The 16,842-nt window shown below is 36.0% G+C and carries 15 protein-coding genes; 14 read left to right on the top strand and 1 reads right to left on the bottom strand.

Translation table 11 applies throughout. The features are described 5' to 3' along the window. Positions 1–7: 7 nt before the first annotated feature. Positions 8–1,420, bottom strand: coding sequence for a polysaccharide deacetylase family protein (locus tag I589_RS17865; RefSeq protein ID WP_010767537.1), 1,413 nt, complete (start codon positions 1,418–1,420; stop codon positions 8–10). A gap of 143 nt (positions 1,421–1,563) precedes the next feature. Between I589_RS17865 and I589_RS10105 the strand changes: the two genes are divergently transcribed. The 14 genes from I589_RS10105 (at position 1,564) to I589_RS10040 (ending at position 16,827) form a co-directional block, all read left to right on the top strand. Beyond that, positions 1,564–1,899 carry a CsbD family protein gene (locus I589_RS10105; RefSeq protein ID WP_010767538.1) on the top strand — a complete coding sequence of 112 codons (336 nt, stop codon included), beginning with the start codon at positions 1,564–1,566 and terminating at the stop codon, positions 1,897–1,899. Positions 1,900–2,281: 382 nt separating this feature from the next. Continuing rightward, positions 2,282–2,761: a transcriptional regulator NrdR gene (gene nrdR, locus I589_RS10100; RefSeq protein WP_010767539.1), complete on the top strand. Its 480-nt coding sequence runs from the start codon at positions 2,282–2,284 to the stop codon at positions 2,759–2,761. An 18-nt stretch (positions 2,762–2,779) separates the two neighbouring features. Next, positions 2,780–4,174, top strand: a complete 1,395-nt coding sequence (locus I589_RS10095) for a replication initiation and membrane attachment family protein (protein WP_010767540.1) — start codon at positions 2,780–2,782, stop codon at positions 4,172–4,174. Next, positions 4,174–5,100, top strand: a complete 927-nt coding sequence (gene dnaI, locus I589_RS10090) for a primosomal protein DnaI (protein ID WP_010767541.1) — start codon at positions 4,174–4,176, stop codon at positions 5,098–5,100. Before I589_RS10095 ends, dnaI begins: the two co-directional genes overlap by 1 nt. Before the next feature lie 32 nt (positions 5,101–5,132). Then, a complete protein-coding gene (locus tag I589_RS10085; RefSeq protein ID WP_010767542.1) occupies positions 5,133–5,609 on the top strand; it encodes a hypothetical protein in 477 nt (158 codons plus the stop codon). A gap of 150 nt (positions 5,610–5,759) precedes the next feature. After that, positions 5,760–6,929: a hypothetical protein gene (locus I589_RS10080; RefSeq protein WP_010767543.1), complete on the top strand. Its 1,170-nt coding sequence runs from the start codon at positions 5,760–5,762 to the stop codon at positions 6,927–6,929. Between the two features lie 15 nt (positions 6,930–6,944). Then, a complete protein-coding gene (gene wsfD, locus I589_RS10075) occupies positions 6,945–8,423 on the top strand; it encodes a glycan biosynthesis hexose transferase WsfD (RefSeq protein WP_010767544.1) in 1,479 nt (492 codons plus the stop codon). Further along, positions 8,420–10,003 (top strand): hypothetical protein, encoded by a 1,584-nt coding sequence (locus tag I589_RS10070; RefSeq protein WP_010767545.1) that lies wholly within the window; start codon positions 8,420–8,422, stop codon positions 10,001–10,003. The genes wsfD and I589_RS10070 overlap by 4 nt, the downstream gene beginning before the upstream one ends. Next, positions 10,000–11,262: a glycosyltransferase family 2 protein gene (locus I589_RS10065; RefSeq protein WP_010767546.1), complete on the top strand. Its 1,263-nt coding sequence runs from the start codon at positions 10,000–10,002 to the stop codon at positions 11,260–11,262. Before I589_RS10070 ends, I589_RS10065 begins: the two co-directional genes overlap by 4 nt. Before the next feature lie 11 nt (positions 11,263–11,273). Next, positions 11,274–13,340 carry a cellulose biosynthesis cyclic di-GMP-binding regulatory protein BcsB gene (locus I589_RS10060; protein WP_010767547.1) on the top strand — a complete coding sequence of 689 codons (2,067 nt, stop codon included), beginning with the start codon at positions 11,274–11,276 and terminating at the stop codon, positions 13,338–13,340. A 1-nt stretch (position 13,341) separates the two neighbouring features. Next, entirely contained in the window at positions 13,342–14,193 is an 852-nt protein-coding gene (locus I589_RS18530; protein WP_010767548.1) for a hypothetical protein, read from the top strand. 178 nt (positions 14,194–14,371) lie between these two features. Then, the gene (locus I589_RS10050) at positions 14,372–14,860 is read left to right on the top strand and encodes a MepB family protein (protein ID WP_010767549.1); all 489 of its coding nucleotides are present in this window, start codon (positions 14,372–14,374) and stop codon (positions 14,858–14,860) included. Positions 14,861–15,004: 144 nt separating this feature from the next. Further along, a complete protein-coding gene (locus tag I589_RS10045) occupies positions 15,005–15,706 on the top strand; it encodes a tRNA (adenine(22)-N(1))-methyltransferase (RefSeq protein ID WP_010767550.1) in 702 nt (233 codons plus the stop codon). Beyond that, entirely contained in the window at positions 15,703–16,827 is a 1,125-nt protein-coding gene (locus I589_RS10040; RefSeq protein ID WP_010767551.1) for a Nif3-like dinuclear metal center hexameric protein, read from the top strand. The genes I589_RS10045 and I589_RS10040 overlap by 4 nt, the downstream gene beginning before the upstream one ends. The last annotated feature ends 15 nt before the right edge of the window (positions 16,828–16,842 follow it).

The raw sequence follows: 16,842 nt of genomic DNA, 5'->3' as shown, positions 1-16,842 counted from the left end.
TCAATTTCTACTGAAAGACATTAATTTCTCTTGAACCGCCAAAATATTGTGTTCCTCGATGTGGGCCTTCGAATAGTGAATTAATGGAAGTGAACGTATACCCTTGTTTTTTTAGGGATTGTATTAGCGGCTGCACAGAATCCACACTTGTTTTATGAATATCATGGAGCAAGATAACCGAACCATTCTCCAAATTTTCATTCACTGCACCTACAATGTCTTCGGGGCTTCCTTTTTTCCAGTCCTCCGTATCAATATTCCAGTGAATTAAGGGCTGATTTAAGGTTTTTGCAATTGATTCTTTCATTGCACCATAGGGTGGACGAATATATTTTGGTAGTTGACCGGTTGTTTGATAAACGATTTTGTCTGTATCTTGCATTTCTTTTTTTACCGCTTCCGGACTAAGCTGTGTTAATTTTGCATGGTCATAAGAATGGTTTCCAATAACATGCCCCTCAGAAATAATCTTTTCCAAGATTGATGGATTTGCTTGTGCTGCATTTCCTAAGACGAAAAATGTAGCTTTGACATTTTCTTCTTTTAAAATATCCAATAATCTTTCAGTCGTTTCTGGACTCGGTCCATCATCAAAAGTAAGAGCGACTTGTTTAGTTTCTTTTTTGGGAAAATATTGTGTAGAAACGTATTTGGGATTTAAATAATAGGCAAACTCGGCCCAAGGGAGTGTAAACGATGAGACATCTCCAATAGGTTTTGTCAGATTTACTTGAATTCCAACATCATTGACTTTACTCACCGTTAGTTCCTCAGGGGTAAAGGGTTGTTGGTTTAACACCTCATCAATAATCTTATTACCGTCCTGACTACTATTTAATATTTCCTGTTGAATAAGGAAATGGCTATGCATTAGTTCTGTTTTACTTGGGAAAAAATCGGTAATTTTAGGTAACTCATGCGTATCAGCTTTCATAAAACTTGCCTCTCCAGAGTTTGACTCCGTTTTGTCATAAATCTTTTTTGTTTCATTCCAAGTATAGCTAGAAAAATCATAATAGACTCGCTTTAACGCCTCTGAGTAATCTTCAGAAACTTCTTTTCCTGTAACGATCTCAGGTGCATTTTCTTTTGGGAAATGGCTGAATAACAAGCCTAAATTTTCTTCATTTTTTAAGTCGTCAATAAAAAACGTTTGTTCACTGGTTGAATAGCTCTCGCTTTTCGTCCATTTTTCATTTGATAATTGCGTAAGAAGTGACTCTTTTGCTTGTTCTTTTTCAGATTTTTTTGATGAGCTGCTTGCATGTGCTTTTTCTTGTTGTGGATTTAAGTCAACAAGCATTTTATTAATCACGTACGTGCCGCCTGCAAGAAACAAGATACAGACAGGAAGTAACGGTAACCAGTTTTTCTTTTTTTTACGATGAATTTGTTTTCTTGATTGGTAGGGTTGCGTCATGAAAAAAACTCCTTAAAAATAATTTACTTTTCTAGGTTACCACGTACTGTAGGGAGTTTCAATCATCCAGATTATGAATTGCGTATATTTTGAATCAAATGGAAAATTTTGATATTCTATCAATAACAGAGGGAGGAATTGGTATGAGCGGAATAAAAAATCAATCAGATAAAGTGATCGGTTCAGTCAAGGAAAAAGTCGGTGATTTACTGCATAATCAAACGCTTAAAGAAGAAGGCAAAGAGCAAATGAAAGAAGCAAAAGCACAACTTCAAAAGGAAAAAGAGCGCATAGAAGAGTTAGAAGACAGCTACGATGAACTGGCAGCCCGAAATCAAGATTTAACAAAAGAACAATCTGTTCATAAAGCAGAAGATCCGCTTGCTGAACATGTCAGTCAATCTCCGCACATTTCTCCAGAACAACAAAGAGAAGAAATTCGTATGAAACACTACACTGGAATTGAAGAAAAAAAATAGACATTACTCCTTATAGATGAGTCGAGATTCTTTCCTCATCTGTAAGGTTTTTTCTTAAGTTAACAGTGAAAAATCAAGTAACAAGAAAAAAACGATACAAAAAAATTGAATAATAAGTTGGTTTTACAAAAAAGAACAAGAATCTCCATTTAAGAGCTGGCTTATTAGAGACATGTTTTCTACACGAATAAAAAATCACTCCTGCCATACAAATAAATCAATGAATAGAGGGCTTTTTTAAGTAGAAATCTACGACTACATAGAAATTCATGTTATAATAAAATTGGTACAAAAGAAGAAAAAGAAATTTCACAACTTTGAATGAAAATGACTGTTTTATCCTAGTGATAAGTTTAATAATAATTAAATTGAGGTGAAAATCATGCGCTGTACAAGATGTCAAAATAATAACTCTCGTGTAGTAGATAGTCGACAAACAGATGATGGACGTGCGATTCGTCGTCGAAGAGAATGTGAAAACTGTGGATTTAGATTTACAACCTTTGAACGAATTGAAGCAGCACCTTTATTAGTCATCAAAAAGAACGGTGATCGCGAAGAATTTAACCGAGAAAAAATCTTGCGAGGTCTGGTTCGTTCCGCTGAAAAACGACCAATTGCAATTAAACAAATGGAAGCCATTGTTGACCATGTAGAAAATCGGGTGCAAAATTTAGGAGAAAGCGAAGTCTCTACTAATTTAATTGGTGAATATGTAATGGAAGAACTCGTTGATCTAGATGAAATCGCCTATATCCGTTTCGCCAGTGTCTATCGTCAGTTCAAAGACATGTCTGTCTTCTTAAAAGAACTGCAAGATATTGTAGAAAAAGCAAAGGCAGACAATAAAAAAGACGAGTAGTGAAAAGGAGGCCTTTTCTTGGAAAATGCTTGGAAAGAAATCCAACCCAAAAATATTTATCGAATCGTAAGAATGCTCCCCAATACAGATCTCGCAAGTGAAGCTTTGCTCCATTTGTATCAACCAATAATGGGGGCACAAGCACTCGCTTTATACCTTACGATGACAAGTGAAATTAATCAGCTAACAGGAAGCAGTGAAGAGTCACTTCATGCCGAGTTGCTAACGATGCTGAACTGTGGCATTCCGCAGTTTTATGAAGCAAGAAGCAAGCTAGAAGGTATTGGTTTATTGAACACGTATAAAAAAGACTCTTCTGAGCTTGGTACTGTCTTTGTCTATCAGCTTCTCTCCCCAATGGAGCCTGTTGAATTTTTTAAAGATACTGTTTTATCATTTCACTTACTAAATACAGTCGGAGAAAAGAAATTTCAACGTCTTGTTCAACAGTTTGAACCTAAAACATTTCATGTGGAAGGTTATCAATCAATAACAAAAAAATTTTTAGATGTGTATGGCTGGCAAAATCAGGAACTCATTGAAAAAAGCGAGAAATTAGAGCGTGTAACAGAAAAATTTCAACTACTACAAGCCAGAAAGCCTGTTGCTAACGAGCTGGAAGTTTTGAATTGGTCCTTTGTGGAAGAACTGTTAAAGAGAAAACTAGGAACTACTGTACATTTAACAGATACCATTAAAGAACTTTTTTCTCTTTATCATTCAATGTATGGAGTAGATGAGTTGGAACTAATCGAATTAAGTTTGCCTGCATTTGATATGATGTCAGGCGAGTTTAATCAAAAAGAGCTACAACGCGTTTTAACAGTTTCTACGCTGCCAAACAATAAAAAACAAGTACCTGAAGCTATTTCCAATGAGGGACCCGACGAAGAGCTGCGACGTTGGAATACGTTACGTCAAGAAGGCTTTAATGAAGAGGAACTTGCGCTAATAAAAGATAGTGAGACTATTCCTCCAATGATTTATTTAGAAGCAATCAAAGAGCAAAAAGGCGGCTTCGTTTCAAAAGAGGAGACGTGGCTTATACAAGACTTAATTAATAAATCTCCTTTAAAAAATAGTGTGCTAAATATTCTCATTAACTATGTTCTGGTTGTTAAAAATAATGCCAGTCTTACACGAAGCTTTGTTGATAAAATTGCCAATGATTGGTCACAGTTAAAACTTCAGTCACCTGAAGCTGCTATTCGACATTTAAAAAGTGTGAAAAAAGAAGCAGCAAAAAAATTAGAAACAGCACCTAGACGAACTGGACAAAAACGAGTTCGACGTGAAAAGCTTCCTGACTGGCTAAACAAACCACAGCAGGAGACAGCTGCTGATCCAAAAAAACAGGCTGAGATTGATCGCAAACTTCAAAACTACCTAGCAAAGAAGGAAGGTGACCATTGATGGAAGATGTTGGAAAAGAGCTTTCAAAAATAGTCAAACAAAGAAACTATCAAGATCGATATACTGAAATGATGAATACCGTTCTATCCGATAGTGATGTCCAAGCATTTTTAGCTGAGCACAAAGAAAAGTTAACGCAAGAGGACATTGAAAAAAGCTATGCAAAGCTTTATGAATTTGTACAAGAAAAACGAAAATATCAACTAAATGATCCTACAATGATCGCTCCAGGCTATGAACCTCAGCTGATGCTTAATTTTCACTATGTGGATGTTACCTACGTACCCACAGAAGCATTAATTGCCAGACGTCGTCAAGAAGAGATTAGAAGTCGAATCCATGCGGTTGATATGCCAAAAGATATTCAAAATGCGTCATTCAAAACCTTTGAAAACACGAGTGGCCGAGGAGAAGCACTTTCTGCAGCTCTGGACTTTATTGAAGGCTATACAACGGACAAACAGGCTTTCCATAAAGGTCTATACTTAGTTGGAAGCTTTGGTGTTGGGAAGACTTATTTATTCGGGGCGATTGCGGGCGAATTGGCAATTGCTGGATTTAGTACCACATTAGTCCATTTTCCAACGTTTGCCGTAGAAATGAAGCAAGCGATTGGAAAAGATCTTGTTTCTGAAAAATTAGATGCCGTGAAAAAATCACAAGTGTTAATGATTGATGATATTGGTGCTGATTCTATGAGTAGCTGGATACGAGATGAAGTGTTTGGTGTTATTTTACAATATCGGATGCAGGAACAGTTGCCAACATTCTTCTCTTCTAATTTTTCTATGGAAGATTTGGAAGATCATCTTTCTGTAACACAAAGAGGGGACGAAGAACCACTTAAAGCTAAACGTATTATGGAAAGAATTCGTTATTTAACAAAAGAAGTGTGGATGTCTGGTAAAAATCGCCGAAATGGCTAAACCTATCTAATTAGTAGGAAAGGGGACGTTTCATGAAAAAATTGATTATCTGGACAATGATTGCTGGAAGTGCTGGTATTCTATTAGCTGGCTGTTCTAAGAACAATACAAAACCGAATACAACCGTTAGCACAACTGAATTGTCAAAAGAAAGTAGTGGGAAAAAAATGACCGAGACAACAAGTGAAACGCCTCAGACTCGTTCTGAATTCACTGCAGTACTAAGTGATGATGCCACTGAAAATAAGGATACGCAAAAAACGATTCGACTAGCGCTTGATGAAGTAGCTGCAGTTAAGGATCCTGAAACTATTTTGCCAATGATGCAAAATGATGGCGTCATTTTAAATGTGACAAAAGAACAATTAAGCAAAGACTCAGACCTAACTACCTTAAAAAAAGGAACAAAAATAACCTTTATTTTAACTGGCTTACCAGTTATGACGATGTCTATCCCTCCTCAAATCCCAGGGAACTCTGTTGAGCAGGTTATAGTAGACGCGTTTTAATAAAAAGTGTTGCCTACATACTTATTTGGGCAACACTTTTTTTGCGCGCTCGTAGTCAGTCATGTTTTAAAAAAATATTGTTAATTCTTGGCTTATTTTTCTATAGATGTGTATCATAAATATATATACAATAGCTGAGGGAGGGAGCTTATGAAAAAATTTATTCTCATGTTCACAAGTCTTATTATTATTGGGGCGGGTGTCTATTTTTTCTTTTTTCGGAACAAGGAGACAGATATTCAGGTAGCACACGTTAGTGAAGAAGTGAGAGCCCAGTTTACGGATTCAAAGGAGGCGTTTGTTGCGAATGAATCATTTCATGTAGAAGGAGTCGAAGAACGAAAAGAATTACTCGACTCATTTATTAAAGATCAACTGATTGATGATGGAGCGATTATCACGAATTTTTTACCGGATACTTCACAAAAAGAACAAGCAACAGGACACGATTTGCTTAGTGAATCTGCAGGATACTATCTATCTCATCTTGCACTAGCAGATACAAAAGAACATTTTGATTCATTTTACAAAAATACAAAAAAATTATTTTATGATGGAACACAATTTTCTTACCGAATCGGAGAAGATGGAAAACGGTACGACGTAAATGCAAGTTTAGACGATTTGCGCATTTTCCGCTCACTGATTATTGCAGGAGGAACATTTGATACAGATGACTATGATAAAGATTTAAAAAACTTTTCAAGCAAATTTATCGAGCATTCCACGAATAATGGATTGATGGTTGATTTTTATGATGAAAAACAGGATGAAAAAGCAGCAGATATTTCACTTTTTTATCTGGATTTTAAAACGTTGGGCTACATATATGAGTTAAATGATATAAAACCAGAGGCACTACAGTATTTGCTAAATATCGTAGAAGGTGGCTATTTATCTGATCAATTTCCACTCTACCAGCAAAAATATAATTATGAAAAAAAAGAATATAGAAACAGTGGAACGATAAATATTCTTGAATCTTTGACGACGATTCGATATTTGGCGGAGCTAGGGGTGGCAAAGCAAGAAAGTATTGAATTTGTGAAAGACAATGTCATTAAAGGGACACTCTTTAATTCTTATGATTTAAAAGGAAATCCGGTTGACACAAACCAATCTGCAGCAAGCTATGCACTAGCTGCTCTTATAGGCTTGTTCGTGGAGGATGATGAATTATATGAACAATCTATTCAAGTATTAAAAAAATTTCAAATTACGGATAAAACTAGTCCGATTTACGGTGGCATTGGGGACCCGCAAAGCTTAGAAGTATATTCATATAATAATTTAACAACACTTATTGCTTTTGACTTTTAGAAGGGAGGCCTCTCAATGAAACATAGTTGGTCAAAAATAAAGGATTTTTTTTCCTTTTTAACCAGATACATTTCTCCAGCACTGTTTGCTGTGTTGGTTGTTGCGATTACGACAAGTATCTTACTTTTTTTGCCACCTATAAATGGCCTAGCCGACAACGGTGATTATTACAATGTTTTAAATGTCAATGGATTGTATATTCATAATCCTAAGACCTATCAATATGGTGACTATTTTCAAAATCAGTATGGTATTCGCCAATATTTTAATGATACGGGAACTACTTATTTATCAACCAGTCAAATTTTTATTACCTTAGCAATTTGGCTGAACAAATTATTTTATAGCACAACGGTGTTTGATTTGCGTTTTTTGGGTATTGTTCTACTGGCCTTTTATTTACCAGCAATTTATCTAATTACAAAGGGACTTGTATTTAAAATGCCTTTAAAAAGACAGTATGTTATGGCATTTATCGTGACATTCATTTTAGGCGATGCGACGTATATGATTTATTTTCAATCTTTTTATCCTGAAACAACAGCCTTTATTGCTCTTCTTTACATTGTTGGTGGTCTCTTATATTTCACACGTGTAAAGAAAAACTTTTTTATGCTCTTTAGTCTTTTACTTATCGGTTCATTTTTCTTTTTAGGTGCATATAGATATTATTACGGACTAACTGCTGGTACAGTTGTCATGCTTTTGGGCTTACTTGCATATCTTAAAACAAAATCACAGAAACTCACATTAATCAGTGTGATAGTTGGGATAATTGTCTCGGTTATAACGATTACTTTTATTACTCCAGATTTGACTTACGAAAGAGACGTCTACCATTCCATGAATAGGGGTGTTCTTTACACTGTTGATAATCCAGGAGCTATTTTAAAAGAAGGGGGAGTCAATCCTCAATATGGCTTATTAAAAAATACAAGCTATTACGATGAATTTTCACCTGTTCCAATACATTCTGAGGAACTTACAGAAGGACTGATGGGAAAAACAGGGTATTTTTGGATAATTTTAAGTTACTTAAACCACCCGGATCAATTGAATAAACTGCTAAATATAGCTGTTCAAGATATTTATCTTGTTAAACCAAATGAACTGTCGAATTACACACAGCAAGATAGTAAGACTCCTCAAGAAAAGACCAATATATTTATGGGCTATAACAGAATCAAAGCAGCCTTTTTCCCAAAATCATTTGGCTTTTATTTATTATTTACAGCGGTCATGTTAGTTGTTTACGGCATTGGTTTTTATAATGGGTTGAAAAAAAAGCAAGCTTGGCTATGTTTTCGTTTCTTTGTAGTCTTTGGCGGACTAATAAATATGCTGCTCACTTTTTTATTCGCTGTATGGTATGCAGGTGATGCGGATTTTGCTAGACATCTATTTTTAGCCGCCGTATTCTTTGACCTGTTAATCTTGCTATTTATCGGAGATATATTAGGCAAGAGATTATGGTCTGAGGAGGAAAATGAATGAAAAAAAGAACGATTATCCTAATTTTTAGTCTTTTTTTTGTACTTGTTTTCTCACAAAAAGCTTTTGCTGCAGAAGAAAAGAAACTCTTACTCGTTTATGATAGTTTAAATATTGCAGGAGAAAAACAGGCAGACATTGATTCTCTCCAGCGGCTCCTTACTAGTATGGGTGCAGAAGTCGTAACAACAACAGACAATACCTATGTTGCTGGAGAATTAAATGACAACCAATTTTATGGAGTCATTTCCTTTGTAAATTGGGATGAAAAAGGACTGCAATCAAATGTATTTGAAGATGATCGAAAACAATTTACTGGAAAAAAACTTCACATTGGATTGGATATAGCAGAAGATGAAAAAAGTGGATTTGAAGGAACTTGGCGAGCGCTGAGTCATCGCCAATTTACACTTATCCATGAAGAAAAAAAGTATCAGGAGCTTCTTGATTACCAAGACCAGTCGCTTGTTTTAGAAACAAATATAGGCACAAGATTCGGTGTTTTGACTAGTCAGGAGCTAGATGAAAAGGAATATCCTTTTGGTGTTATCCAAGGAAAGAACGGCTTTTTACCTATGTACAGTCATTCTGGAGCAGTCTTTCTACAAGCAAGTGAGCTGATTCATCGATGGTTAGAGGAAACAGAAACGTACCAGCCGATGCTGACATTTAACCAAATGAATCCTCTTATTGATATGGAAACAGCAGAATGGTTTGAAGAGGAATTGGCAGATTTAGCAGATTATTATGCTGTCAGCACAACAAGTGTTAATCAAAATAGTGAGGTTCTCTCTTTTAAACGGTTCACCGATCTGCTTCGGAAAATGCAGACGCAGCAATCTGCAGCAGTTTTTCTTTCTGTCCCTGCAGTAAATGCGGCAAATACTTCCGATAACCGAATATTAGGTCAGCTGATGAATCAACAGGTAAGCTTGCTTGTTGGACAAAATGTTTTTCCTATTGGGGTAAGTGCTCCAGGTTATTGGAATCAAGATGCTGATTATCAAGCAGACGCATTGGCGATTGCAAATTCAGTTATTTTAGAAGAAAATCCTCATGACGAAGCCATTTTCTATCGTGTACAGACCAATCAAAGTAAAATATACGATACGGCATTTTATTCTTTAGCTGATTCTGAACTTGATGGTATCGAATGGTTGACGAATTCACAGTACACTGACTATAAATTTTCTATGCCAGTAAGTTATGGCTATACGTTTCCAAGAACAAAAAAAGAAGGGCAGCAACTTTTAGATAAGCTAAACGCTAGTTTCTTGAATTTTACGCATCCTTTTGACACACAATACACTTATTCTATAGAGACCCAGACACAATTAATTGAAATTAGAAATGGGCAATTGTTGTTAAATCGTGTGCCTGTTGAAGAGTTAACAACGATTAAGGATACTGAAATACCGTCTGTTTCAACAGATGGATTATTTTCAACTTTCTATAACTTGACTAATAATTTATTGATTTCAATCATCGTGATTACGATTGTTATTTTAATTATTCTGTTTATCCGCGGTCGGAGAAACTATCGCGCTAAATTTATCCGCTCAGAAAGGGGCAAGAAAAAATGACGATAACCGATGGGATTATGCTTGCTGCTACACTCATTATTTGGTCACTACTAATAGTAAATATTTTATTAGTGATTGCAGGATACATCTATTATCTGCGTACAGATCCTGTTGATCCGCCAGCACTTGATGAAGAACTTGCACCTTTTGTCAGTATCATGGTGCCCGCGCACAATGAAGGAATTGTGATTGTCCGTACAGTAGAAGCGTTACTGAATTTCAATTATCCAAAAGATCGATATGAAGTAATTGTGATTAATGATAACTCTTCGGACAATAGTGCAGAGTTATTGGCAAAGTTAGGAAACGAATTTCCAAATCGAAATTTCCATGTAATTAATACGGATAATATCACAGGTGGAAAAGGAAAATCCAATGCGTTAAATATCGGATTTAAACAAGCCAAAGGATCGGTCATCGCAATTTACGATGCAGACAATACACCTGAACCCAATGCTCTTCGTTATCTTGTTGGCGAACTTGAAGAAAATCAAGAATACGGGGCCGTCATTGGAAAATTCCGAACACGAAATAAAAATACCAACTTACTGACCAAATTCATTAATGTAGAGACATTAGCTTTTCAGTGGATGGCACAAGCTGGACGCTTTCAGTTATTCAAGCTTTGTACAATACCGGGAACGAACTTTATTGTTCGGCGAGAAATCATTGAAGCAATTGGTGGTTGGGATGAAAAAGCGCTGGCTGAGGATACTGAAATCAGCTTTCGTATTTACATGATGGGCTATAAAATTAAGTTCCAGCCAAAAGCGGTGACGTGGGAACAAGAGCCTCAGACACTTTCTGTCTGGTTTCGACAACGAACGCGTTGGGTAAAGGGGAATATCTATGTAATTGTTAAAAATGCGCGTTTATTATTTGAACCAAAAGCAAGACGGATTCGTTTTGATATTTTGTACTTCTTATCTATCTATTTCTTGTTGATGACTTCCTTAGTTTTATCAGATATTTTTCTTGTGTTATCTGTTTCAGGCTATGCGAATACTTCACTTGAAGGATTTAGCAACGCACTATGGGGGCTTGCTGTTCTCTTATTTATCTTTAGCACGTATTTAAGTATCAGCACAGAAAAAGGGGAGATGACCCTTCAAAATATTGGGGTCATCGCATTAATGTATGTAACCTATAGTCAGATGTGGCTAGCAGTTGCAGCTTACGGAATGTTTATGTATATCAAAGAAAATGTTTTTCATAAACAGACGCAAACAAAATGGTATAAGACCGAACGGTTCAAATAAGGAGGAGCCTCATGAAAAAGATTATTATGTTCGTTTCTATTTTAGGAATCTTATTTTCAGCACCTGTGCTTGCTAAAGCTGCAGAAAACTCAGAACAAGATAACCATACATTTACACAGCCTTTTCAAAATACGACCACTTCATTAACTGGGACGGCGGTAAAGGCAACAACCTATTTTACAAAAATTGATTATTGGGATGTAAAAAAAGCAACTTTTAATTTAAATTATCAAATTACACAATTGGAAAATCAGCAAACCTCTGATGTAACTGTCGCTGTCAATGGCGTGAAAATTCACTCATGGCGTCCTGAAAATAAAAACGGCCGACAGACGGAAACGATTGACTTGCCTTTAAACTTGCTTTCAGGAAGTAACACGTTAACGATTGAAGGTCAAATTGTCAATTATGAAGGAGATGACGGCTACCGCTTAATCGAGACACCTGCAAACTGGTTAACTGTATATGATGGATCAAATGTGAACTTTCAATATGATTTGAAATTGCCAGAAGATACGATTCATTCTTTTTATAATCATTTTGTAGGTGCAGATACCATTGCAAATGGACAAAGTGTTGTCTCAGTTCCAGAAAATGCATCTGATGTTGAATTAGAGGCAGCAAGTTACGGGATAAGTGGGTTTTCACGAATCATCACAACCAGTGAACAATATTTGCAGCTAACCAGCTGGACGAAGAATCAAACGCAACCTTATCAAGTGATTGTTGCAACTTATAAGAATCTTCCGGAACCTTATAAAAAAGACATTGATGAGAAAAAAGTGGAAAACGATGCAGTCATCAAATTTTTGAACGCTAAAGATCAACATATTCTGCTAGTGACTTCAAAAAATGAAAAAGCATTACTAAATGCAGGACGTTATCTTGCAAACCAAGAGCTGATGACACAAACGGAAAAAAAAGAAACCTATATTTCTGAGAATACGGATACCTTCACTTCCTCCCTTGAGTTTGACGGGAAAATTCCATTTACTACGACAGGAGACCAGCTCATTGGTGCGTATCATCAGGAACAGGTTTACTTTGTCAGCTTGCCTACTGATTACAACAATATAAATGGAAGTTCAGTAGATTTGGCAATTAAGTATGCGGATAATTTAGATTTTGACACGTCACTGGTCACAGTTTATGTAAATGATGTACCTGTGGGAAGTCAGAAGTTAACTGCTTCAGGAGCCAATGGGGATCGTGTGCAGTTGAAGTTTCCTGATAATTTGGAGGTTGCTGATAGTTTTGTATTAAAAGTAGCGTTTGATTTAAACGTGAAAAGTCCTGAAGTAATTCGCAATGGGAATACGCCTTGGGCATCAATTGAGAATACTTCTAGTGCATTTATCAAGTCAGAAGATACAGATGTTGCCTTGTTTGAGAACTATCCAAATATTTTCATCGCCAACAATGCATTTTCAGATTTGGCCATCGTTCTTCCAGAAAAAATGACAGATGAGTACTTTAAAGCTTTATCTAATGTTTTAAATTTGTTGGGAAATTATGCAAAAGATAATACTGGAAATTTAACTTTTTACAAAGAAGATATTTCTAAACGTGATTTAGGAAGCCATAACTTGATTATTCTTGGAACACCCAAAGATAATACGGTCGTAAAAAATATGAATAAAGATTTGTATTTTACCTACAATAACTCACTGTCTACTTTTGTTTCTAACGAGAAGCTAAGTATCGAGCCAGAATATGGGAAAACCTTAGGCACTGCTCAATTAATGTTTTCGCCATTCAATAGTGATTTAACTGCATTAGTTTTGACAAGTCCAAGCGCTGAGGGCGTTTATCTTGCTTCTACACAGCTAAATTCACAAAAGAGTGTTGCTATTTACAAGGGGGACTTGATTGCAGTGGATAGTAATTATCGTCGTTATGATTACCGATTTAAACAAGAAGCTAGCCATGAAAAGAAAAATTCATTAACTAGTCAAATTGAGAACAATTTAAATGTCTTTGTTTATGGGCTTATTTTGCTAATTGTACTAGCAATTGTAGCGACATCTATTTACTTCATTAGTCGAAAATATGCAGATAATACAAAAGGAGGGAACTAAGATGAATACCATTTCCCGACGAAGAGGAATTGAACTGGATATAGCACTACTCTTTTTTATGGTTTTAATGGTTGTGACAACTATTTTTGTCTCATTAGGTCCTAACTCTTTCTTTTTTGATTTACTCTGTTTCTTAGTTACACTCCTACTCATTGTGATTACTTATTTCGTTAACGTTGTGAGTGGACTGATTTTTGATTTATTGTTTATTTTTGCTCAACTTATCTATGTGATTTATCAATATGTATATCAAAATCAGTTTAACTATGGAATGATTTATTGGTTAATGATCCCGACATTGTTCTGCTTAACGATTCACTTTATCACCTTAAAATTACGAATAATTGAAAAAGAAAATTTAGAGCTTCGCCGTTCAACAACCCAAGCAAACGCATTAGATGTAGATACACAGTTACGCACTTTAAACATGTTTGATGATGATTTTTTAGTTTTATCAAAAGCTGCGACGCAATACCATATTCCACTTAACATTATGGTTATCCGCATTCGCTACTGGGAAGGATTAAAATCAATGATGACCGTAGAGCAAATTCAGGAATTGGTTTTTGCTGTTTCTCAAACAATTACTGATTACTATAAAGCAGATAATTTTAAATATATCATCGATCACAGTACCCCAACATGGGGTGTTCTTACCTTTATAGAGGCTAGCGAATTAAAAATAACCCGTTCGACAATTAAGGAAAATTTCAACAATACTGTTCGCGTTTCACAAAATCTTGCCAATCTAAATTTAGAACTAGTGATTTCAACGGCTGAGTTCACAGATGAAATGACTTCGTCTACAGATTTACTGGCAGATGGAATCAGAGAACTGCAATATGATGTATAACGAATTATAAAGACTCACTTTAACTTATTTCACCTATTTAAAAATAAGTAGCTCATTCGTTACTGGTAATTTACTAGAATCGAATGAGCTTTTATCCGTCAATTCATAAAAAAAAGGGTGCCCTATCATTTGTACTACTGGTCAGATAGACATCTTTTTATTTTTAAAGGAGGAAGCTATGAATGACTCTCTCATTTTGACTAAAGGTATAGTGAAAACCATAACCAACGAAAGTATCCAGTATGTCGAAGAAGAAAATCAGAATAAGGAGTATGAAGGAGTTCGTTTTTCAATTGGACACAGAACTTACCGAAGTCGGTTGGCAAAGCGGACGCCCAAAAAAATCGGATACTTTGTTGCATTCTGGGAAAAAAGCACAACCGGTAAAAATCAAGCTTATCAATATGATAGCAGTCCCGACAAGCTGATCATTTCAATCATTGACGAAGAACGTAAAGGGCAATTTATTTTCCAAAAAGAAATTTTATTAGAAAAAGGAATTTTAAGAAGCACCACGACTAAAGGAAAGATGGGTATTCGTGTCTATCCCTCATGGGAAACCTCTCTAAATAAAACAGCTTTGAATACACAAAATTGGCAAAAGCCATACTTTTTTGAATATTCTAACGATAGGAATAGAGCAAAGATAAAAGAATTATACGCTTAACTAAAAGAAGAACCTCATCATTCTTTAGGTAGAGATTGAGAAGACGCCTTAACTCTTCACTCAATCAGGTAGAGGATAGAATTCACTTCCTTCTCTTTTTTTTTACGGTAAGAATGTTATAATTATGGGCGAAGGAGTGTCGCTATGAATCAACAGGAATTATCAAAACGATTAGCTGCAGTGGGAGAATTTGTTCCTGAAAGAGCGCGTCTAGCAGATATTGGCTCAGATCATGCTTATTTACCCGTTGCTTTAGCTTTAACAAATAAAATTGAATTTGCAGTTGCAGGTGAAGTAGTCATTGGTCCATTTACTTCTGCAGTCAATCAAGTCAAAAAAAATGGTCTTGAACAACAAATTACCGTTCGACTAGCAAGTGGCCTAGAGGCAATTGAATCAGAAGATAACATTTCTGCTATTACGATTGCAGGAATGGGGGGAGCGCTCATTCGAGATATATTAGCCCAAGGAAAATCGAAAAATAAACTATCTGGTACGGAACGCTTAATTTTGCAGCCGAACATTGGAGAAAAGAACGTCCGAACTTGGCTGATGAACGAATCCTATCAAATTATTGCGGAACACATTTTAGAAGAAAATCAAAAAATTTATGAAATTATTGTTGCAGAAAAGGTTGCGGAACCTCTTGCGTATTCAGAAACAGACTTGTTATTTGGCCCTATCTTGTCAAAAGAAAAAAGTGAAACATTCATCAAAAAATGGCAAGCGGAACTAAAACAACGAGAACATGTGCTCCATCAGCTTTCATTAGCTGCAACTGTACCTAGTGAAAAAATAGCACAAATCGAAGAAGAACGAAAACAGATTGAGGAGATGTTGGCATGACAAAACTAACGGGCACTGAATTTATTCAACAATTTGAATCTTACTGTCCTTTGTGGTTAGCCGAAGAGGGAGATCCTGTAGGGCTTCATATTGGTACACTGAATAAGCCGATTGAACGTGTGATGATGACGCTGGATGTTCGACCAGAAGTTGTGGCAGAAGCTATCGAAAAAAAAGTAGACTTATTAATTGCAAAGCATCCACCTATTTTTCGTCCTGTTTCAAGATTAACAACCGATGAGCCGCAACAAAAGATGTACGCAGACTTACTTGCTAACCAAATTGCCGTTTATGCTGCTCATACAAATATGGATATTATTGACGATGGCTTAAATGATTGGTTTTGTGAAGCTTTAGATATACACGTAGAGGATTACTTGACCAAAACTCACGAAATTCCTTTCCAAAAGCTAGCAGTTTATGTTCCTGTTGCTTCCGCTCAAGCAATGCGACAAGCACTTGCACAGGCTGGCGCAGGAGAACAAGAAAATTATCAGCAAACCAGTTTTTCGACAATCGGAACAGGCCGATTTACGCCAGTTGAAGGGGCAAAACCAACGATTGGTCAGTTGAATAAGGAAGAACAAGTCCAAGAAGCAAAAATTGAAGTGATTTTCCCAGAGCCGTTAGCTGATATAGTCCTTCAAGCGATGTATGAAGCACATCCCTATGAAACACCTGCATATGATTTATTTTCCCTCAATAATCCACCTAAAACTTATGGGATTGGTCGAGTAGGGGAGCTAAGCCAAGCAATACCGTTACCTTCCTTTTTAGCGAAAGTAAAAGAAACATTTGGTTTGGACGGTTTACGAGTAGTTGAACCGAAAGAAAAACTGACTACTGTAAAAAGAGTGGCAATTTGCGGCGGAAGTGGCGAAAAATTTTATCGGGATGCATTAAAAAAACAAGCAGATGTGTATATAACTGGAGACATTTATTATCATACTGCACATGATATGCAGACAGCCGGATTGACTGCAATTGATCCAGGGCATTATATTGAACAGTTATGCAAAGAAAAAATGGTAGAAAAATTTAATCAATGGAAACAAGAAAAAAATTGGACGGTAGATTTTCTTATCTCAGAAACGTCAACCAATCCATTTTCATTCAACTAAAGGAGAGAATTAATT

Origin of the sequence: Enterococcus phoeniculicola ATCC BAA-412 (assembly GCF_000407505.1) — a bacterium.
GTDB lineage: Bacteria > Bacillota > Bacilli > Lactobacillales > Enterococcaceae > Enterococcus_K > Enterococcus_K phoeniculicola.
The sequence above is the reverse complement of the archived record's forward strand: the minus strand, read 5'-3'. Positions and strand labels throughout refer to the sequence as shown.